Origin of the sequence: Streptomyces sp. NBC_00876 (assembly GCF_045207435.1) — a bacterium.
In the GTDB taxonomy this organism is placed as follows: domain Bacteria; phylum Actinomycetota; class Actinomycetes; order Streptomycetales; family Streptomycetaceae; genus Streptomyces.
Genome location: NZ_CP108800.1, coordinates 3,205,053 through 3,223,986, shown reverse-complemented (window position 1 = coordinate 3,223,986; position 18,934 = coordinate 3,205,053). Strand labels below are relative to the sequence as shown.

General features: G+C 71.7%; 15 protein-coding genes. 6 read left to right on the top strand and 9 right to left on the bottom strand.

Annotated features, from left to right (window positions below; translation table 11 throughout):
- Window positions 1–5: 5 nt before the first annotated feature.
- Complete coding sequence (locus OG782_RS14035) at window positions 6–2,192, bottom strand: ABC transporter ATP-binding protein (protein ID WP_406450815.1); 2,187 nt, start codon at window positions 2,190–2,192, stop codon at window positions 6–8.
- Window positions 2,193–2,278: 86 nt separating this feature from the next.
- On the opposite strand from OG782_RS14035, the gene OG782_RS14030 reads away from it, so the two are divergent.
- A complete protein-coding gene (locus tag OG782_RS14030) occupies window positions 2,279–4,123 on the top strand; it encodes a S9 family peptidase (RefSeq protein WP_406450813.1) in 1,845 nt (614 codons plus the stop codon).
- Between the two features lie 105 nt (window positions 4,124–4,228).
- Here OG782_RS14030 and OG782_RS14025 read toward each other — a convergent pair whose 3' ends face one another.
- Complete coding sequence (locus OG782_RS14025; RefSeq protein ID WP_406450811.1) at window positions 4,229–5,194, bottom strand: cupin domain-containing protein; 966 nt, start codon at window positions 5,192–5,194, stop codon at window positions 4,229–4,231.
- 268 nt (window positions 5,195–5,462) lie between these two features.
- Window positions 5,463–5,609: a hypothetical protein gene (locus OG782_RS14020; protein WP_406450809.1), complete on the bottom strand. Its 147-nt coding sequence runs from the start codon at window positions 5,607–5,609 to the stop codon at window positions 5,463–5,465.
- A gap of 268 nt (window positions 5,610–5,877) precedes the next feature.
- Here OG782_RS14020 and OG782_RS14015 point away from each other — a divergent pair, with 268 nt between their 5' ends.
- From OG782_RS14015 to OG782_RS14005, 3 genes are all read left to right on the top strand, one after another.
- On the top strand, window positions 5,878–6,660 hold the full coding sequence (locus OG782_RS14015; protein ID WP_406450807.1) for a helix-turn-helix domain-containing protein: 783 nt from the start codon (window positions 5,878–5,880) through the stop codon (window positions 6,658–6,660).
- A gap of 443 nt (window positions 6,661–7,103) precedes the next feature.
- Window positions 7,104–7,568, top strand: a complete 465-nt coding sequence (locus OG782_RS14010) for a hypothetical protein (protein ID WP_406450805.1) — start codon at window positions 7,104–7,106, stop codon at window positions 7,566–7,568.
- A gap of 202 nt (window positions 7,569–7,770) precedes the next feature.
- A complete protein-coding gene (locus OG782_RS14005) occupies window positions 7,771–8,247 on the top strand; it encodes a hypothetical protein (protein ID WP_406450803.1) in 477 nt (158 codons plus the stop codon).
- Window positions 8,248–8,270: 23 nt separating this feature from the next.
- Here OG782_RS14005 and OG782_RS14000 read toward each other — a convergent pair whose 3' ends face one another.
- The 4 genes from OG782_RS14000 to OG782_RS13985 form a co-directional block, all read right to left on the bottom strand.
- Window positions 8,271–8,813, bottom strand: coding sequence for a hypothetical protein (locus OG782_RS14000; protein ID WP_406450801.1), 543 nt, complete (start codon window positions 8,811–8,813; stop codon window positions 8,271–8,273).
- A 24-nt stretch (window positions 8,814–8,837) separates the two neighbouring features.
- Window positions 8,838–11,096 (bottom strand): hypothetical protein, encoded by a 2,259-nt coding sequence (locus OG782_RS13995; RefSeq protein WP_406450799.1) that lies wholly within the window; start codon window positions 11,094–11,096, stop codon window positions 8,838–8,840.
- Between the two features lie 243 nt (window positions 11,097–11,339).
- Window positions 11,340–12,020 carry a bifunctional 4-hydroxy-2-oxoglutarate aldolase/2-dehydro-3-deoxy-phosphogluconate aldolase gene (locus tag OG782_RS13990; protein ID WP_406450797.1) on the bottom strand — a complete coding sequence of 227 codons (681 nt, stop codon included), beginning with the start codon at window positions 12,018–12,020 and terminating at the stop codon, window positions 11,340–11,342.
- Window positions 12,021–12,210: 190 nt separating this feature from the next.
- Window positions 12,211–13,521: an LCP family protein gene (locus OG782_RS13985; RefSeq protein ID WP_406450795.1), complete on the bottom strand. Its 1,311-nt coding sequence runs from the start codon at window positions 13,519–13,521 to the stop codon at window positions 12,211–12,213.
- A gap of 119 nt (window positions 13,522–13,640) precedes the next feature.
- Between OG782_RS13985 and OG782_RS13980 the strand changes: the two genes are divergently transcribed.
- Window positions 13,641–14,189 carry an acyl-CoA thioesterase gene (locus tag OG782_RS13980; RefSeq protein ID WP_406450793.1) on the top strand — a complete coding sequence of 183 codons (549 nt, stop codon included), beginning with the start codon at window positions 13,641–13,643 and terminating at the stop codon, window positions 14,187–14,189.
- 278 nt (window positions 14,190–14,467) lie between these two features.
- Here OG782_RS13980 and OG782_RS13975 read toward each other — a convergent pair whose 3' ends face one another.
- A complete protein-coding gene (locus OG782_RS13975; protein WP_406450791.1) occupies window positions 14,468–15,832 on the bottom strand; it encodes an LCP family protein in 1,365 nt (454 codons plus the stop codon).
- A 281-nt stretch (window positions 15,833–16,113) separates the two neighbouring features.
- On the opposite strand from OG782_RS13975, the gene OG782_RS13970 reads away from it, so the two are divergent.
- On the top strand, window positions 16,114–17,154 hold the full coding sequence (locus tag OG782_RS13970; RefSeq protein ID WP_406450789.1) for a glycosyltransferase family 2 protein: 1,041 nt from the start codon (window positions 16,114–16,116) through the stop codon (window positions 17,152–17,154).
- 68 nt (window positions 17,155–17,222) lie between these two features.
- On the opposite strand, the gene OG782_RS13965 is transcribed toward OG782_RS13970, so the two are convergent.
- Window positions 17,223–18,917, bottom strand: coding sequence for an LCP family protein (locus OG782_RS13965; RefSeq protein WP_406450787.1), 1,695 nt, complete (start codon window positions 18,915–18,917; stop codon window positions 17,223–17,225).
- Between the last annotated feature and the right edge of the window lie 17 nt (window positions 18,918–18,934).

The window sequence follows — 18,934 nt, the reverse complement described above, 5'->3', positions numbered from 1 at the left end:
GCGGCTTACCGGCCGGCCGTTCGCCGGCCGTCCCCGTTTCCGCTCATGCTCCCCTTCCCCTTCCCCTTCCCCTTCCCCTTCGCCGCGAGAGCGGCCTCGATGGCGGCGGCCTTCGCGGCACCCGGACCGGCACCCGGACCGGCACCGAGTCCGGGAGCCGGCGGGCCGTCCGTGGGCGGCTCCTGCGCGTACGCGGACGCCTGGAGGGCGAACAGGCGGGCGTAGGAGCCGCCCAGTCGCATCAGCTCCTCGTGCGTCCCGCGCTCGACCGGACGGCCGTCCTCGATCAGGACGATCAGATCGGCGTGACGCACGGTGGAGAACCGGTGCGAGATGTACACGGTGGTGCGCCCGTGGGCCAGATCGCGCAGCCGGGCGAACAGGTCGTGCTCCGCCTCCGCGTCGAGCGCCGACGTCGGCTCGTCGAGGATCAGCAGCGGGGCGTCGCGCATGAACGCCCGGGAGAGCGCCACCTTCTGCCACTCCCCGCCGGACAGTTCCACCCCGGTGTCGAACCACTTGCCGAGTGCCGTGTCGTAGCCCTTGGGCAGCCCCTCGGCGAGCAAGGCCGCGCCACCGCGCCGGGCCGCCTCCTCGATCCGCTCCCGCTCCTCCACCCGGTCCATGTCCCCCAGCCCGATGTTCTCGGCGACGCTGGCCTGGTACGTGACGAAGTCCTGGAACATGGCCGCGACATTGCGCCGCAGCTCCTCCGGATCGAGGTCGCGGATGTCCGTACCGTCGAGCAGGATGCGGCCCGAGTCGGGTTCGTACAGCCGGCAGAGAAGCTTGATCAGTGTCGACTTGCCCGCCCCGTTGCGGCCGACGACGGCGAGCGTGGTGCCCGGCGGGATGTCCAGGCTGACACCGTCCAGGGCCGGCCGGTCGGCGCCGGGGTAGCGGAACGTCACGTTCTCCAGCACGACATGGCCCAGCAGCGGGGACGGCAGCGGCAGCGGCGGCCGGGTCCGCTCCCCGTCCGGTCCGGCGGGGCCGGCCGGCACGGCCAGCAGTTCGTACAGCTTGCGCAGGTACAGATTGTTCTCGTACGTGCTGCTCACCCCGGTGAAGATGCCCTGGACGGACGCCTGCACCGAGGTGGCGGCGGCGGTGTACAGGATCAGGTCGCCGAGGCTGAGCCGGCCGTGGACGGCCTGCACCGCGACGTACAGATAGGTGAGGGACCCGACCAGCGTGGTCAGTGTCGACCAGGCGTTGCCCATCAGATAGCGCGGCACGACGACACGGCGCAGACCCCGGTACGCGGTCGAGCCCAGCAGCCGGAAGCGCTCGGTGAGGAACGGGCCGAGGCCGTAGACCTTGACCTCCTTGGCGTACGCGTCGGTGGACAGCAGCCGCGACACGTACTCCATACGGCGCCGGATCGGCGAGGACCAGAGCGTGACCATGAAACTGCGCATGCTGTACCGGGAGTCGGAGACGAAGGCGGGCACCGGAGCGAGCAGCGCCGCCAGCGCGACCACCGGTCCCAGGCCGAAGAGCAGCCCGACCATGCTGAGGAAGGTCACCATCATCTGGAGCAGGTTGAACGCTCCGCCGATCATGGTGACGGGCCTGGTCGACGCCTCCTGCTGGGCCTGGCGCAGCAGGTCGTACGAACGGGAGTCCTCGAAGAACGACAGCGGGAGCCGGCCGGCGTGCTCCATGACCTGGAGCTGCACGCTCTGGGACGCCTTCTCCTGGAGGAGCTGCTGGGCGATGCTCCTGACGGCCGTGCCCAGGGCGCTGAGCGCGTAGACCGCGAACTGGACCGCGGCCAGCACCGCCAGCGCCCCGACGGTGGTCAGTACGGGCAGTTGCAACGTGGTGCCCGGCAGCGGGATGCCGAGGCCGATCCGGTCCGGGCGGTCGCCGGAGTGCAGCGCGGCGCCCTCGACCACCGTGTTCACCAGCAGCCGTCCGGTCACCGCGACGGCCGCGGGCACCAGGCCTATCAGCACGGTCGAGACGCCGAGTGCCAGGGTCAGCAGCGGACTCGCCCGCCAGACCAGGCCGAGCACCCGGCCCAGTCCCGCGACCGTGTCGGTGGCCGTCGCGGCCGCCCTGGCGAGCCTGGAGCGAAGCCCGCGGGGCCGCTCAGGGCGCTCGGGTTCGGGGAAGTCGGCGGGGCCGGTGAGGCCGCTGCCTCCCGTCGACGCCGTGCCTCGTGCCGTGAACACCACTTGCTGCATCAGTGCGACTCCTCCGCAACGCCGGGCCGTGAACCACGCCCGGTACCCGCCGACCCACCCACCACCAGGACAGGACGGGCCCGCCCATGACCGCGCACACGCTCATCCCGCGCGCCGTGCTCTTCGGCAATCCGGACCGGATGAGCCCGGCCCTCTCCCCGTGCGGGCGGTACCTCGCCTGCCTCGCCCCGGACAGCCGCGGGGTTCTGAACGTGCACGCCGGCACCTGGCAGGACATGGACCTGCGGCCCGTGACGGCCGATACCGGGCGCGGTGTACGCGCCTTCGCCTGGTCCGGCGACGGGCACCGGCTGCTGTACGTGCAGGACCGCGACGGCGACGAGAACACCCACCTCTACGCGGTGGACCCCACCGCGACGGGTCCCGCCAGGGACCTCACCCCGTACGACGGCGTGCAGGCCCGCATCGTGGCCATCGACCCGCGGTTCCCCGGCCGGATCCTGATCGGCCTCAATCTGCGGGACCGCTCCCGGCACGACGCCTACCGGCTCGACCCGGCCACGGGCGCCCTCGAACTCGCCGCCACCGACGAGGGATTCAGCCGCTGGGTGGCCGACGGGCGGCTCCGGGTGCGCGGAGCGGTCCGTACCGAGGCGGACGGTTCCTCGGCCCTCCTGGTGCGCGAGGACGAGGACGCCGCCTGGAAGGAACTGCACCGCGTCGGCCCCGAGGACGCCCCGTCGCTGCGCCCGTTCGGATTCACCTCCGGGGGACGCCACCTGCTGCTGCTCTCCTCGCTCGGTTCGGACACGGCCCGGCTGCTCCGCCTGGACACCGCCACCGGCAGCACCGAGGTGCTGTACGAGGATCCGCACCACGACGTCGAGGGCGTCGGCGCCCACCCGGTCACCGGCCGGGCGCAGTTCGTCCTCGTACGGCGCGAACGCAACGACATCGAGGTCCTCGACCCGTCCCTGGCACCCGACTTCGACGCCCTGCGGGCCGCCGCTCCCGGGGACGTGTCCGTGCTCGGGCGGGACCGCGCCGACCGCCACTGGCTGGTGCAGCACAACACGGACGACGGCCCGGCCGGCTACCGGGTCCTGCGCCGGGGAACCGGGCGGACCGTCCACCTCTTCAGCCATCTGCCGGCCCTCGACGGCCACCGGCTGTCCCATGTCGAACCCTTCTCCTTCCGCGCCCGCGACGGACTGCGCGTGCACGGCTACCTGACCTTCCCGCCCACCGGCGGCCGCCGGCACCTGCCCGCCGTGCTGTGCGTCCACGGCGGTCCGTGGACCCGGGACCAGTGGGGTTTCCGCGCCGAGACGCAGTGGCTGGCGAACCGCGGCTACCTCTGCGTCCAGGTCAACTTCCGCGGTTCCACCGGCTACGGAAAGCGGTTCACCAACGCGGGCGACCGCGAATGGGGCGGCCGGATGCAGGACGACCTCCAGGACGCGGTGCGCCACACCGTCGCGCTCGGCCACACCGATCCGGACCGCGTCGCCGTGTACGGCGGCTCGTACGGCGGGTACGCGGCGCTCGTCGGCGCCGCGTTCACCCCGGACGACTACCGCTGCGCCGTCGCGGTCGCCGCGCCGTCCTCGCTGGCCACCTTCATCGAGTCGGTGCCGCGGACCTGGGGGCCGATGGCGGCCATGCTCCGACGCCGCGTCGGCTCCCCGGAGTCGGAGCGCGAGTTCCTCCGGTCCCGTTCCCCGCTGTCCGCGGCGGACCGCATCCGGATACCGCTGCTGATCGGCCAGGGAGCCAGGGACCCCCGGGTGCGGAGCGCGGAGTCGGAGCAACTGGTGTCCGCACTGCGGCGGAACGGCGTCCCGCATGAGTACCTGCTCTTTCCCGACGAGGGCCACGGCTTCGTGCGTCCCCGGAACCGGCTGGCCTTCTACGCGGCGGCCGAACGCTTCCTGGCACAGCACCTCGGCGGCCGTTACGAGGAGGCCTGACGGCAGGGCCGGGCGTCGCGGGGAGGCCTGACGGCGGGGCGGGCCGGCGGCTTGCCCGGCCGGGCAAGCCCCGCCCGGCCCCTGCCCGCCCCGGGGGAGCGGAGCTCAGCCCAGGGTGAGCAGCCCCTCCTGCACCAGCCTGCGCACCAGGACGAGCCGGCCCTCGACGTCCAGCGCACCCGTGATGTCCCGCGCGCTGAACGGCGCTTCGGAGCTCAGCAGATAGCGGAGCTCGGGCTCGATCCGCTCCGGGAACCGGACGACCTTGCCGTGGAACTCCAGGTTGAGCGAGGCCCCTTCGTGGGACAGGGACCACAGGAGTTCGGCCCTGCGCAGCACCTGGGTGTCCGGGCCCAGCGTGCGAAGCCCCTCCAGGTCCAGCAGATGGCCGTTGAGTACCGGCTGACGGCCGACCAGGGCCCGGCTCGCGGCGCGCTCGACGACGTCGTGCGGCCGCACCTCACCGGCCACGGAGGACAGCAGCCCGGCCAGGGTGCCGGCCGCCCGGTCGAGCAGCTCCGGATCCAGGGCGAACCCGGGCGGCAGCGAGCCGCGGTACTTCGGATCGCTCTCGATGGCCTGGTCGAGGGCGTCCTTGAGCACGGTCGACCACAGCACGGGCAGTATTCCGAGGGTGATGTGGAGCGACGCCTCGTCGTTGGAGTTCGCGTCGTGCACGGTGCCGCGCGGCATGTACATCAGGTCGCCGGCCTTCAGGTCGAACTCCTGGACCGGAGCGCCGGGGCCCTCCGGGGGCCGCCGGTAGTGCTGGGAGTGCAGGGGCAGTTCGTCCGGTGACTCGTACAGACGCCAGTGCTTCGAGCCCCAGACCTGGAGAACGAAGACGTCATGCGTGTCGAAGTGGCTGGTCAGCCCCTGGGCGCCCGCCGGGGTGAGGTAGGCGTTGGCCTGAAACCCGGCACTGAACTCGCCCGCCAGGGTCCGGCACAGCCGGCCCAGCGGCTCCCACCGTTCGTGCAGGAACTTGAAGACGACGGTCGAGCCCTTTCGGTAGAGGTCGTAGAGGACCTCCAGACCATTGCTGGGCCCGCCCGGACCGGAGGCGGCCATTTCGACCAGCGGGATCTCTTGTCCGTTGACGACGACTTTGAGTTCCGAAGACCGGACACTGGAGGTGGAAAGAATGTGATCGACGTCGCGGAATGTCAGTGGATCCGCGAAGTAGTCAGGGTTTTCCCGGTGAATTATGAGAGGCTTCTTTTCCCAGAATTCACTCTTGAAGTCTTCCGTGGTGAACGGGGACAGGAGGTCGGAGAGGCCGAGCGAAGGCTGCGCCTGGGGCGCAGCCTTCCACCCGCCGTGAGTCACGGCCATAGGATCAGATCACCGGGTCCGACGGGTCGTTGTCGGAAATGACGAGGACCGGGTCGGTGGGGTCGTTGTCCGAGATCACGAAGTCCGGCGTCGCGATCGGCGACGGCGAGACCTCGATTTCATCCGCTCGCAGTGAATTACGCTCTTCCATTTTCCCTCCCGTATCTCCAGAAATCCCGCACCGAACGGCCCGGGACGGTTGAATGTTGGTCAATCGGCGGGACCGCTGTCAACGTCTTGCCGGGGCCTGTCCAATTCCCTTCCTGATCCCCGGCAATCCCGTCGGGTAAATAGATCCATGAGATTTTTTACCACCGGCACCGGGACATTTTTCACCGGCGGGGAAGAGGGCGGATACATCGTTGAAACGCGTGATCGTCTAGACCTGTGAGGGAACCCCCAGGCGAGGAGGCGCACCGGTGAGTCGACAGGCGAGTCCCGAGCAGCGCTACCGGGCGGTGCTGGCGGTGCTGGCGGGGGTCCCGGTGGCCGAGGTCGCCCGACGCCACGGGGTCTCGCGGCAGACCCTTCACAACTGGCGCAAGAGGTACGGATCGGGGGGCGAGGCGGGCCTCGCGGACAGGTCCCGGCGCCCGCACCGGAGCCCGGCGCGACTCGACCGTTGTGTGGAGGACCTGATCTGCGCGCTTCGCGAACAGCACCCGGACTGGGGCGCCAGGCGCCTGCGCGAGGCACTCGGCGGGCGCGTCGAGCCTCTTCCCTCCCTGACCACCGTGCACAGGGTGCTCGTCCGCAACAACCTGGTGGCGGCGGGGGACCGGGCCGGCGCGCCCGCCCCGGGCGACGAGCGGCTGGCCGATCTGATCGACGGCGTGCGGCAGCTCGTGGACCGCTTGGGCCGGGCCCTGGCCGAACTCGGCGCGGGCGGGGACGGGGCCGGTGGTGAGGGCGGCGGTGAGAGTGAGGGCGGGAGCTCGGGCGGGGGCCACGGGCGTGGGCCGGTGCCGTGCGGCCTGTGCCCGCCGGAGCCGGCCCCGGACGTGACCACTGAGCCGCATCCGGGAGGTGTCCGCACGTTCTACGCTCCGCGCGTCAGCCTCTTCGAGCAGCCCGCCCGGACACCGGAGTCAACTATGTACCGGCACGGTGCGGTGATCGTGACTCCGGCGGAACTTTCGCGTCCGGCAGCTCAGTTGACCGAAAACCACCCTCCGGGATTTCGCCCTCGCAGACCGGCGTGATCCAGGCGGGAGGCCGGGGGGCGGCCGGGCGCAGGTCGGAGGCATGGGCGTCCACCCTGCGCAACGCGCGCATCGGTGCCACCGCCCTTCCGGCCGGTCGTCGCGCCGGAGGCGAGCGGGTTGCGTCTTCACCCAGCCCCGGCGGGCGTCGCTCGTCCGTTGATCCAGACAACCGTGACCGAGAACTCATGGGCAGTCAGTTGTCTTACGGGCGGACGGTGTTGCTCCCCACCTACAATCCTGCGGTGATCACGCCGACCGGCGTGGCCCGAAAGGACCGGCGAGTTGTCCACGTACATACCGGGGCGCAGAACCCGGTCGAACCATACGCGTACGAGCGTGGCCGCGGAGGCCCGAAGAGGGGCCGAGCGGCACACCCGCTCCCGCTCCCGCACCGTGAACCGACAGGCGGCCCGATGTCATTGAGCGACGACCGACGGCCATTGACGACGGTCTCCGCCCTCCCCGTACCGCTCGCGAAGCTGCTCTGGCGACAGCACGCCGTCTACCGCGAACGCGGCGGCACCGTAGTGATCCGAGGCGAGGACGCCGGCCGGTGGATCAGCCTCACGTCCCACGGGTCCGGCCTGGTGAGGGTTCGCGCCGGCCGCATCCTGGACGGCGGCACCACCGCCCCGGCCCGTGCCGAGGCGACCGTCCCCCTCGACGGCGACATCACCCGGCTCGCGGCCTGCTGCCGCGGCCTGCTGGCCGAAACGGCCGACGCGAGGACCGGAGAGACCGGGGGACCCTCGACCGGGCGGGGCCGGCAGCGGCAGGCTTCCCGGCAGGGCTCGCGGAAGGGCCCGCGGCAGGGCTCGCGGCGAGGCAGGCGCGGACGGAGCGCGGCCGTGCTGGTGTGTGCCGCCGTTGTCGTCGGGCTGATCGCCGCTTCGATGTTCGGCTGAGCGCGTGGTGTCGGGCTGTTCGTTGCCTCGCTGTTCGGCTGAGCGCGTGGTGTCGGGCTGATCGTCGCCTCGATGTTCGGCTGAGCACATGTCGTCCGGCTGATCGTCGCCTCGACCTTCGGCTGAACGCTTCGGCGCACGAGGTGAACTCCACCCGATCCGGACGCGGGCGACCGGGCCCGGTGGCGTACCTTCCCTGTCCATGACGGACATCGACGAGCTCACCGGCCTGTTCGAGGCCCTGGGGGCGGACGACGCCTCGGGATGGGCCGAGTCGGAGGCTGAGGAGGGCATCCCTCAACTGGCCCGGTTCCGGTTCCTGCGCATGGTCTGGCAGGACATCGACGCCTGGAGCTCGGCGGCGCCGCACTGGGTCGAGGCCTACCGGAAGGAAGGCCTGGCCGGCGGTGCCGTCGAGCGGGCGGTGCGGCTCGGGCTGACCCCGGCGGAGCTGGGCGAGATAGCCCGCGAGATCGCGCGGGAGACGGCCTTCGCCCTGCTCCAGGGGATGGACGACCCGGACCGCGGCGATGTCCCGCCCGGGACCGGCGGGCACCTGCCCGGCTGGCGTCTGGCCGAACTCTCACCGCGGGGCGAGCCCACGGGACGGACCCTGGGCGCGCTCCACGAGGACCTGAACGAAACGGAGCCGCAGAGCCCGGCCGGAGGGGTCGTATGACCGCGTTCGACGTGAGGCGCAGATCAGCCGGTGCCGGCCCCGGTGGCGCGGGGCGTCTCCGGGCCGCCCCGTTCGCGCCACTCACGGAAGGGTGAGACCTCCGCCAGCGGGGAGTCGACCGCCGCCAGGCCGTCGGCGAAATCGGCGGCCAGCCCGGTCAGCATGGCGAGGAGTTCATCCCGGGGAACGCGCTCCCACTCCGGTTCCGGAACCCACCGCGTGCGTGAGGCGCAGCGGATGGCCACCACCTCGCCCTCCGGGTGGAAGGTCAGCGTTCGCTCGAGGCCCTGGGAGTAGAGGTCGACCTCCACCTCCCGACCGGCCCGCACCCCGGCGAGCAGGGCCGGGAGCTGCTCCATGAGCGTGGAGAGGTCGTACGCCACGTCCACGGGCCACTCGGGCGTACCGAAGCCGCCCATGCGGAAGCCGCAGTCCCCGGCCTCCGCCAGGGCCTCGCACGCCTCCATGACCAGGGTCTCGTACTCCTCGTCCGCCTCCGGGGGGACCGGGTCGCCGGCGGGAGCGCTCCGGGGGGCCGGCGGGCGGAACGATACGGAGAAGCTCATGACGTCACGATTCCTGTTCCAGTCCTATTCCAGGTCGACGACCGGGTAGGCCGTACGGTAGAGCCCGCCCGGGCCGGGGACGAGCGTGGCCGCCCGGGCAGCGACGATGGTTCCGTCCGGCATGATCACCTGTCCGAGCCCTGCCGGGATGGGCACTGTACGTACCCCGGAGCCGGGTACGTGGGCGCTGCGCAGGAACTGCGCGGCGGCGTCGTTGTCCAGCCACTGGCCCTGCTGGTTGCCGGTGCTGCGGGCGCGGTCGGTCAGTGACTTGGTGTTCTTCGCGCCCGCGCCGTGGGTCTTGAAGCTGTGCCCGAAGGTCTTCACGCTCTTGGAGGACCAGTTGACGCAGTCCTCGGCGCGGACGGGTAGCGCCGCGGGCGGGGACGGCCGGCCGTGGCCGCCGAGGACAACGGTGTAGCGAACGTGCACGACGCCGCCCCGCACCGGCTGCCCGGCGAGGCCGGGGAGGTGGAAGGCCGCCCCCGAGGCGCTCTGGGACACGGGGCAGTTCGCGCCGTCGCGTTCCTCCCGCACCTTGTCGACCAGCCTCTTGACCTCGGTCGTCGCCAGTGCGCGGGCGTTGACGAGGGTGTCGGCGCGGAAGGGGATGCGGTACTGGACCAGCTTGCCGCCGCTGGCCCGGGAGCGGGCCCGCGCCTCGGCCTTCTTCTGCGCCTCGACCGAGGTGAAGGTGGGACCGGCGCCCGGGTTGGAGCAGGACAGGCTGCCGGAGACGGTGGCGCCGGTGGCCGCGAAGGAGCGCTGCGGGCTGGTGCACCGGCCCGCCGGCTTGCCGTCGATGCTGAAGGAGGCGGTCATCACCGCGGTGACCTTGCCGTCGACCAGACGGCTCCTGGCGCTGGTGGTGATCTGGCCGGCGAAGCTGCTCGTGGCCGTGCACCCGCCCCCATTGCACTTCACCGTGCCCGAACCGCTGAGGGCCAGGCTGATGCCGCTGTCGGTGGCCTTGTTCAGCTCCTTGGTCTGCTTCTCCAGGGTGTCGAGCATCGGGTCGACGTCGTCCCCGGTGACCGGCGCCAGGTCCAGGCCGTCGGAGTCGCTGCCCTCAAGAGGGCCATCGGTGATCTCGGGGTCCCCGGAGGGATCCCCGGACGGGTCCTCGTCCTCGGAGGCCGCCCGGGTCGTGAAGGCCGCCGACCGGACCGAGGCCGGCTGGGCGGAGCCACTGGAGGAACCGGAGCCACTGGAAGAACCGGAGGAACCGGAGGAACCGGAGGAACCGGAGGAACCGGAGGAACCGGAGGAACCGGAGGAACCGGAGGCGCTGTAGGGCTCCAGGCGCAGCACCCGGTGAGGCTTCTTCGCGGTGACGAGCAGCCGGCCCATCGAGGTGTTGACGGCGAGCGCGGCCGCGCCGTTGACCGTCGGAGGCTTGGCGGATGCGCTGGGGGCGGGCGTGTTGCGCGCCGCGTCCAGGGCCCTGGCGAGCTGGATCGCCAACAGGGCCGGGGACGGCCTGCGTTCCACGACCTCCTGCGTCTCACCGGTGTCGGTGTCCTCGGCGGCCGCCCAGGCGGAGGCCTCCTTCTGCCGGGTGAAGGTCCTGCCGCCGATGTGCAGGATCTCGACGGCGAGTTCGGCGTCGCCCAGGCCGCTGGTGCCGAAGCTGCTGCCCGCGGCGGTGACGGTGACGTCCCGCTTCATCAGCCCGGCGGCGGAGTCCTGGTACCGCAGGCCGGGAGACCCGGCCAGCGTGGCCACGGCCTGCCGGAACGGCCTGAGGTCCTGCTTGGCCACCGGCGCCTTCGAACCCGGGCTGCCGTTGTGGACCAGCAGCCCGGCCAGCAGCGCCACGATCAGCACACCCAGGCCGCCGAACAGCAGGAAGCGCCCGCGCCGCCCGGCGGGCAGCAGCCGCCGCCCCGGCCCGCCCGGCGGCACAGGAGGCGGAGGACCGTACGGATAGCCGGGCGGCCCGTAGGGGGAGCCGGGCGGCGGTACGTGAGGCTGGTTCGGCGGCGGCACGAACGGCGAGCCCTGCGGCGGCGGGTACGGGCCCTGCGTCGGGTACGGACCTTGCGTCGGGTACGGGCCCTGCGTCGGCGGCCCGAACGCGCCGGGCGGGGAGGCGTATGCGGGGTGCTGGGGCGGAGCGTCGGGCGGCGGGGCGTACGCAGGGTGCTGGGGCGGAGCGTCGGCCGGGGCCGGGGCCGGGGCCGGTGCCGGGGGCCCGAAGGCGCCGGGCGGCGGCGGGCCGTAGGAGGGCTGCTGTGGCGGGTGGCCCGCCGGGGGCCGCTGTGCGTCTTCGTGCTCCGTCATGGTGTCCCCCGTGTGTGGTCTGCGGGCCGCCGTCGCGTGGGGCGCGGCACCCGGCACCTGGCCGTTACGGCCGTCCTGACCGCCGCGTGCCCGGAACGGGCCGCGGCGGCGGCAGGATCTGATCGCTACGGGACAGTGTGGAGGTGACGAGGCGTCATGCGCCGCCGGTTTCCGGACATCCGGCAGGTGACGAGGCGCACGCCGAGGTCCCGGCCGTCCCCGCCCGCCATCACCGGACCGGCCCTACGCCCTCGCGCACCTGGCCACGAACTCCGCCGCACGGGCATGGAGTTCCTTCTGCGATCCGCCGGTCAGGGCGTCCTTCAGGAGCGGCGAGCCGATGCCCACCGCCAGGGCCCCGGCATCGAGATACGGGCGGATGTCGTCCAGGCCGATCCCGCCCGTCGGCACCAGCGGGAGCTGCGGCAGCGGGGCGTGCAGTGCGGCGACCGTGCGCGGGCCGAGCGGCTCGGCCGGGAACAGTTTCACCGCACTCGCCCCCGCCTGCCAGGCCGCCCACGCCTCGGTGGCCGTGAACGCTCCGGGGAGCGATCCGAGCCCGGCGTCGTTGCAGGCGGGCAGCAGGCCGGGGAAGTTGCACGGGCTGACCACGAACCGGGCGCCCACCGACGTCACTTGCTCGATATGGGCGGTCTCCGTGACCGTGCCGACGCCCAGCAGACACTCCGGCGGGAGGGTCCCGCGCAGCTCGGCCAGGGCCGCCAGGCCGCCCGGCGTCGGCAGGGTGATCTCGATGCAGCGCACGCCGGCATCGGCCAGGGTGCGGACGGTCTCGACGAGGGGTGCGCCAGGGAGGCTGCTGCGCAGGATCGCGACCAGTCCGTGGTCGCGGAGAGCGGCACGCAGGGTCTCGTGGTGCGGAGCGGTGGCGGGGAGGGTTTCCTGCGGGGCGGGGGTGCTCATGGCTTCGGACTCCGGGGTAGCGGACGGGTCTCGGGAGCGGAGGTACGGCGGCCCGGGACGGATCACGGGCGGTACGGCGGCCCGGGACGGATCACGGGCGGTACGGCGGCCCGCCGGTGTCCGGCGGGCCGAACCAGGATGCGGCAGGGCCCGGACGGCGAACCGTCCGGGCCCTGTCCGAAGTCCGCGGTCAGTTACTCGTGACCGTGACCTTCTCGTCGTTGTTGAGCTGCTCGACCAGCTGCTTCACCTTGGCCTTGTCCCAGACCAGATTGCCGCCGACGGAGCCGGAGATCGGCATGTTCATCGACTTGCCGTCGCCGCCCGTGACGCCCTTCATGGCGAAGAACATCTGCCCCAGGTCCCACAGCGACATGTCCTTGTCGACGATGAGGGTGTCCAGGCCCGCGCCCATCGTCGGGTACAGCTTGAACGGGTTGAGGATCGTCGACGCCGTCGCCGTCTGGTTCGCCAGCGCCGCGAGGAACTTCTGCTGGTTCTTCGTACGGTCCAGGTCGCTGGCTGCGAAGGCGTAGCGCGTCCGGACGAAGGCCAGAGACTGCTCGCCGTTCAGCGTCTGCTTGCCCGCCTGGAAGTCGGCGCCGGAGTTCTTGTCCTTGAAGGCCTTCGGGATGTCGAGCTCCACGCCGCCGATCGCGTCCACGATCTGGGCGAAGCCGCCGAAGCCGATCTCGACGTAGTGGTCGATGTGCAGCCCGGTGTTGAACTCGACGGTACGCACGAGGAGTTCGGGACCGTCCGTGGCGTACGCGGCGTTCAGCTTGGTCGTGCGGCCCGTGCCCGGGTACTTCTTGCCGGATTCGGAGCCGACGAACGAGGGGATCTCGACGTTCGAGTCACGGGGCAGCGAGACCAGCGTCGGGCCGTTCGAGCCGTCGTGCAGGATCATCATCGAGTCGGTCCGCTTGCCCTCGGCGGAACCGGTGTGCAGCTTCTTCTTGTCCTCGGCCGTCATGCCCTCGCGGCTGTCGGAGCCGACGATCAGATAGTTCGTGCCGTCGCCGCCCGCCGGCCGCTCGATGACCTTGGAGAGGTCGACCTCGCGCTTCAGCTTGGAGTCGGCCCAGAAGTACGTACCGATGGAGACCGCGAGCACCACGACCACCAGGGTCAGCGCGCCGATCTTGATCCGCCGGCGCCAGTCCGGTGCCGCCGCCGGCCGTCCCTGGACGTATCCGCCGTCGCCGGGGCCGCCGCCGTGCCCCGGACCGCGGCCGCCGTGGCCGCCGCCGTAGACCTGGCCCGTGTTGTAACCGCTGTCGTACTGCGGGCCGCCGTCGTCGTAACCGCCGGGCTGCTGCGGGACCGGCCGCTGCCTCGGCGGCGCCGGGCGCTGCCGGGGCCGGGCGGGCTGCTGCGGGACGGGGCGCTGGACATGCGGCATCGAGCGGGCGCTCTCGGGCCGGTCGCTCGCGCTGCCCTGCCCGTAGCGGTTGCCGCTGCGGTCGTCATCGGTCCAACCCTCGGGCCAGTCGTTCATGCGATCCAGTGTGCAGGTCCGGGCCGCTGCTATTACAGGGTGTGAGGGAAATCGGATCAGGGCTGTTGCGAAGCTGATGCATTGCGGAACGCCCAAAGCCCCCGCATAAGGTGGAGGGCATGACAGATCAGGCCCTGCGCCCGGAGGGCGACATTCCGGGCAAGCCCACCGCGGCCTCCCGGACCACCCTCAGCCACATCATGACCGGCAGCGACACCAATCTGCTGGGCACGGTGCACGGCGGGGTGATCATGAAACTGGTCGACGACGCGGCGGGCGCGGTGGCCGGCCGGCACTCCGGCGGGCCCGCGGTCACGGCCTCGATGGACGAGATGGTCTTCCTCGAACCGGTCCGCGTCGGTGACCTGGTTCACGTCCGCGCGCAGGTGAACTGGACCGGCCGCTCCTCCATGGAGGTCGGCGTCCGGGTCATGGCCGAGCGGTGGAACGAGTCGACCCCGGCCTCGCAGGTCGGCACCGCGTACCTGGTGTTCGCGGCGGTCGACGCGGACGGCAAGCCGCGCCGGGTCCCGCCGGTGATCCCGGAGACCGAGCGCGACAAGCGCCGCTACCAGGAGGCGCAGATCCGCCGCACCCACCGGCTGGCCCGGCGCCGCGCGATCAAGGAACTGCGCGAGAAGCACATCGCCGAGGACATCGAGGACTGAACCGACCGGGCAGGGGCAGCCCACGGGCAGACCGCCGCACCGTGTCCGGGAGCCCCCGAGCCGCTCCGGGCAGGCCACCGCACCGTGTCCGGGAGCCCCCGAGCCGCTCCGGGCAGGCCACCGCACCTCGTCCGGGAGCCCCCGAGCCGCTCCGGGCAGACCGCCGCACCTCGTCCGGGAGCCCCCGAGCCGCTCCGGGCAGACCGCCGCACCTCGTCCGGGAGCCCCCGAGCCGCTCCGGGCAGGCCACCGCACCTCGTCCGGGAGCCCCCGAGCCGCTACGGGCAGACCACCTCGTCGCCCTTGACCGCGCCGAACCTGCCCGGATCGGGCTGCTCGGCCCGGACCCGCTCCACCTTGCGGTAGTCCGTGCCCGCGGTCACCTTCATCGTGGGGCCCTGGCCCTTCACGGCCTTCAGCTGCGCCCCCGGCAGGGCCGCCGCCAGTGACTTCGCGGACCGGTCCCAGCGCGGGTCGTACGTGACCAGGGTGTGCTTGAGATCGCGCTGCGGAGCGGTGAGCGGGGCGCGGGTGGTGTTGAAGCCGGTGGCGTGCAGCGCGGCGTCGACCGTGGAGCCGAGGCCGTCCTTCGCGGTCCCGTTGTAGACCTGGACCCGGATCTGGTTCGGCGCGACGTCGACCTTCTTGGCCGGTGCCTGCTTGGGCCGCGCGACGGTCAGCGGCTTGTCGTCCCGCAGCGCCTGGAACAGCTGCTTCGACTTCTTCGGGTCCCACTTGACCGTCGAGCCGATGCCCTTGACCTGGTAGGCGACATCTCCCATCGGCACCGAGGTGAATTCGGACGAGGCGGCGGAGAAGCCCCGCATCGCCTGGCCGAGGTCGAGCATCTGCTCCGTACCGAAGCCCTTGTCGGCCCGTACCGACTTCAGCATCGTCGAGGCGACCTCGCGGAACTTCACCGGGTTCAGCAGCACCCCGCTGCTCGTCGCCTGCTTGATCAGGGAGGCCATGAACTTCTGCTGGCGCTGCATCCGGCCCAGGTCGGCGGCGCCGTCGATGTGCCGGGAGCGTACGTACTGGAGGGCCTGGCCGCCGTCGAGCTCATGGGTGCCGGCCGCGAGGTCGAGACCGGTGTAGGAGTCCTTCATCGGCCGGGTGGTGCAGATCTTCACCCCGCCGAGTGTGTCCACCGTCGTCATGAAGCTGGTGAAGTCGACCTCCAGATAGTGGTCGACCTTGACGCCCGTCATGTGCTCGACCGTCCGCACGGTCAGGTTCGGCCCGCCCTCGGCGTAGGCGGCGTTCAGCTTCACCGGATGGGCCGCGTGCTCCTTGCCGGTGGTCTGGTCCGTGTGCGCGGGGATCTCGGCGTAGCTGTCGCGCGGCAGACTGACGATGCTGGCGCGCTCCTTGTCCGCGGACAGGTGCACCAGCATGATCGTGTCGGTGCAGTGGCAGGGCGCACCGCCCAGCCGGTACTTCTTCTTCTCTTCCTTGGTGATCTTGTCGCGGCCGTCGGTGCCGACCAGCAGCAGATTCATGCCGTGGCCGCCCGCGGGACGGTTCTTCATGTCCTTGAACGGATCGATCCGGTCGATCCCGGTCTCCAGATTGGTCACCACGGCGTGGCCGATGCCGCCCGCGCCGAGCACGAGCACGGAGAGCCCTGTCGCCACCCGCATGCCCCAGCGGGGCCTCTCGTCCTGTTTTCTGGGCCGTCTGCGCTGCGGGGGAGCGGCGCGGGGCCGTGGCGGACGGGGGTAGGGGTGCGGCGTGGGCACGGGGGGACACCTCCGCGGTGCAAGGGGGACCGTTCGCACAGTAGGCCCATACGATCTGCATCCCGGTCAGCCACTCGGCGGCGCGCGCCGGTGTCCCCCATTCGCGGTAACGTGGCGGCCGAATAACGCCGCCTGGTGGGGTGCGAGACCCCCGGCGCCCCCGAGGACCCCCTGAGGACCACATGTCTGCCGCGCAGCACCCCGCCGTCTCCGTGATCATGCCGGTGCTCGATGAGGAGCGCCACCTCCGGAACTCCGTCCGGCACATCCTGGAGCAGGAGTACGCCGGCGAGATGGAGGTGGTGATCGCGCTCGGCCCGTCCACGGACCGTACGGACGAGATCGCCGCCGAGCTGGTCGCGGAGGACCCCCGGGTCCACACCGTGCCGAACCCCACCGGCCGCACTCCCGCCGCGCTCAACGCCGCGATCAAGGCCTCCAGTCACCCGATCGTGGTGCGCGTGGACGGCCACGGCATGCTCTCGCCGAACTACATCGCGACCGCCGTGCGGCTCCTGGAGGAGACGGGCGCGCAGAACGTCGGCGGCATCATGCACGCCGAGGGCGAGAACGCCTGGGAGGACGCCGTCGCCGCGGCCATGACGTCGAAGATCGGCGTCGGCAACGCGGCCTTCCACACCGGCGGCCAGGCCGGACCCGCCGAGACCGTGTACCTCGGCGTCTTCCGCCGCGAGGCGCTGGAGCGGGCGGAGGGCTACAACATCGAGTTCATCCGCGCCCAGGACTGGGAGCTGAACTTCCGTATCCGCGAGGCCGGCGGCCTGATCTGGTTCTCGCCCGAGCTGCGGGTGCAGTACCGCCCGCGCCCCTCCGTCCGGGCGCTCGCCAAGCAGTACAAGGACTACGGCCGCTGGCGCCACGTCGTCGCCCGCTACCACTCCGGCTCGATCAACCTGCGCTACCTGGCCCCGCCGACCGCCGTCGTCGCGATCGCGGCGGGCATCGTGGCCGGCGCCGCCGTCACCCCGTGGGCGCTGGTCGTCCCGGCCGGGTACGTCGCGGCCATCGTCGCCGGATCGCTCCCGGCCGGCAAGGGCCTGTCGCCGAAGGCGCGGGCACTGATCCCCGTGGCGCTGGCGACCATGCACATGTCCTGGGGCTACGGCTTCCTGACCAGCCCGCGCTCGCTCGCCAGGAAGGTCATCGCCAGCCGTCGCCCGGCGGTGCAGGCCGAAGCGGGGCCGGTCACCGCGGACCAGTGACGGCAGATACGTGAGAGGGGGGCGCCCGGTGAACCGGGCGCCCCCCTCTCACATGTCCCGCGCGTCCGTTACATCTGGCGGTAGGGCCAGTAGATGTCCATGCAGTCGTCCGTCTTGGCGCTGTTGACGGCCTCGGTGCCCTCCAGCGGGTCGCTGTCGTCGACGGCGGGCTTCGGGAACGTGGAGCCCGTCCGCCAGTCCGAACCGACCGTGAGCGTCAGCCCCGCACCGTCCGGCGTCTCCTTCACGACACTGGTCGGCATCCCGAGCGCCTTGGCGATCGACAGCGCGTCGGACTTGCCCTGGGCGCCGGCGCTGCGCGGGTACGACACCTCGGTCGTCAGCGCCGTTCCGGGATCGGCCGAGGTGTCCGCCTCGGTGAAGCCCTTGGCCTTCAGCAGGTCCCGGACGGCCCCGGCCCGGCCCTCGGCGGCCGCCTGGCCGTCGGCGGAGGTGCCGTTGACGACGGTCACGCCGAGCGAGGCGGGAGCGCCGGCCTTCGGGCCGGTCTCCGTCTTCTTCTTCGCCTTGGCGCGGTCCTTCGGGTTGAGCGACTGGTCGTCGCGCAGCAGCCCCCAGAGCTTCTCCGCGGCGCCGGGCTTCGGCAGGACGTGGGCCTCGGGGTCGTCGGGGTCGGGGATCCGCGGCATCGTCAGCATGGTCATCTTGTCCAGCGGCACGTTCTTCAGCTGCATGCCGAGGTCGAAGAGCTTCTTCGGCGTGCCGATCTCCTCGGAGACCTGGAGCGAGCTGGTCGCCGTCTCGGCGAGATCCATCAGCCGTCCGGTGTCCGTGAAGGCGTTCTGGCCCTTCAGCTCACGCATCACGGAGTTCAGATACATGTGCTGGGCCTTCGACCGGCCGATGTCGCTCGCGAAGGCGTGCCGGGTGCGCAGCCACTTCAGCGCGACCTCGCCCTGGATCTTGTGCCGGCCCTTCTTCATCCGCAGATACGAGCCGCCCGGCACCCTGGGCTTGGGCACGTCGTAGACGTTGTCCTTCACACACACCCAGGCGCCGCCCACGGCGTCCGCCATGTCCACCACACCGGCGAAGTCGACCATCATCCAGTGGTCGATGTAGACACCGGTGAGCTTCTCCCAGGTGTCCAGCGTGCAGCCGGCGCCGCCGCGGAGCGTCTCGTTGATGATGCCCCTGCTGGCGGGGTACTTCTTGTGGGTGTCGGGGTTCTTGCAGTACGGGATCTGCACCGTGGTGTCGCGCGGGATGCTCACCACCGAGGCGTTCTTCCGGTCCGCCGACACATGGAGCAGCATCTGCACATCGGCGAGCGGGGTGTTTCCCACGCTCTCCTTCGACCCGCCGAGTTTCAGGTTCTCCGCGCTGTTGCGGCTGTCGGAGCCGATCAGCAGGATGTTCAGCGGGGTCTGGCCCGCGGCGTTCGGGGCGGTCTTCTTCGCCGCACTGTTGCCGGCGCTCCGCTTGCCCTTGCGCAGGTTGTTGCTCAGGTGTTCGTAGTAGAGGTAACCGGCCGCGCCGGTGCCGAGTATGAGGAACGCGAGCGAGATGGCTATCCAGCGCAGCACGCGCCGTTTCTTCCCCTTGCCGGCGCGGTGGGACCGGTCACGACGCCCGCCGCCCCCGCTCTCACCGGTGCCCGGTTCAGCGGCACTTGTGCCGCTTCTCCCGTCCCCGCCCTCGTTCCTCTTCCCGTCCTCGTAGAGGCCGTCGTCCCAGCCGAGCTGGCCGGCATGCCGGACGCGTGGCCGCGTCCCTTCCCCGGGCGTACTGCTCCGTCCCACCAGGACCCCCCTGCTGT

Bases quoted from the DNA above. Each gene is read 5' to 3' on its own strand.
- OG782_RS14035 (WP_406450815.1), bottom strand. From the start codon at position 2,192: ATGCAGCAAGTGGTGTTCACGGCACGAGGCACGGCGTCGACGGGAGGC.
- OG782_RS14030 (WP_406450813.1), top strand. From the start codon at position 2,279: ATGACCGCGCACACGCTCATCCCGCGCGCCGTGCTCTTCGGCAATCCG.
- OG782_RS14025 (WP_406450811.1), bottom strand. From the start codon at position 5,194: ATGGCCGCCTCCGGTCCGGGCGGGCCCAGCAATGGTCTGGAGGTCCTC.
- OG782_RS14020 (WP_406450809.1), bottom strand. From the start codon at position 5,609: ATGGAAGAGCGTAATTCACTGCGAGCGGATGAAATCGAGGTCTCGCCG.
- OG782_RS14005 (WP_406450803.1), top strand. From the start codon at position 7,771: ATGACGGACATCGACGAGCTCACCGGCCTGTTCGAGGCCCTGGGGGCG.
- OG782_RS14000 (WP_406450801.1), bottom strand. From the start codon at position 8,813: ATGAGCTTCTCCGTATCGTTCCGCCCGCCGGCCCCCCGGAGCGCTCCC.
- OG782_RS13995 (WP_406450799.1), bottom strand. From the start codon at position 11,096: ATGACGGAGCACGAAGACGCACAGCGGCCCCCGGCGGGCCACCCGCCA.
- OG782_RS13990 (WP_406450797.1), bottom strand. From the start codon at position 12,020: ATGAGCACCCCCGCCCCGCAGGAAACCCTCCCCGCCACCGCTCCGCAC.
- OG782_RS13985 (WP_406450795.1), bottom strand. From the start codon at position 13,521: ATGAACGACTGGCCCGAGGGTTGGACCGATGACGACCGCAGCGGCAAC.
- OG782_RS13980 (WP_406450793.1), top strand. From the start codon at position 13,641: ATGACAGATCAGGCCCTGCGCCCGGAGGGCGACATTCCGGGCAAGCCC.
- OG782_RS13975 (WP_406450791.1), bottom strand. From the start codon at position 15,832: ATGCGGGTGGCGACAGGGCTCTCCGTGCTCGTGCTCGGCGCGGGCGGC.
- OG782_RS13970 (WP_406450789.1), top strand. From the start codon at position 16,114: ATGTCTGCCGCGCAGCACCCCGCCGTCTCCGTGATCATGCCGGTGCTC.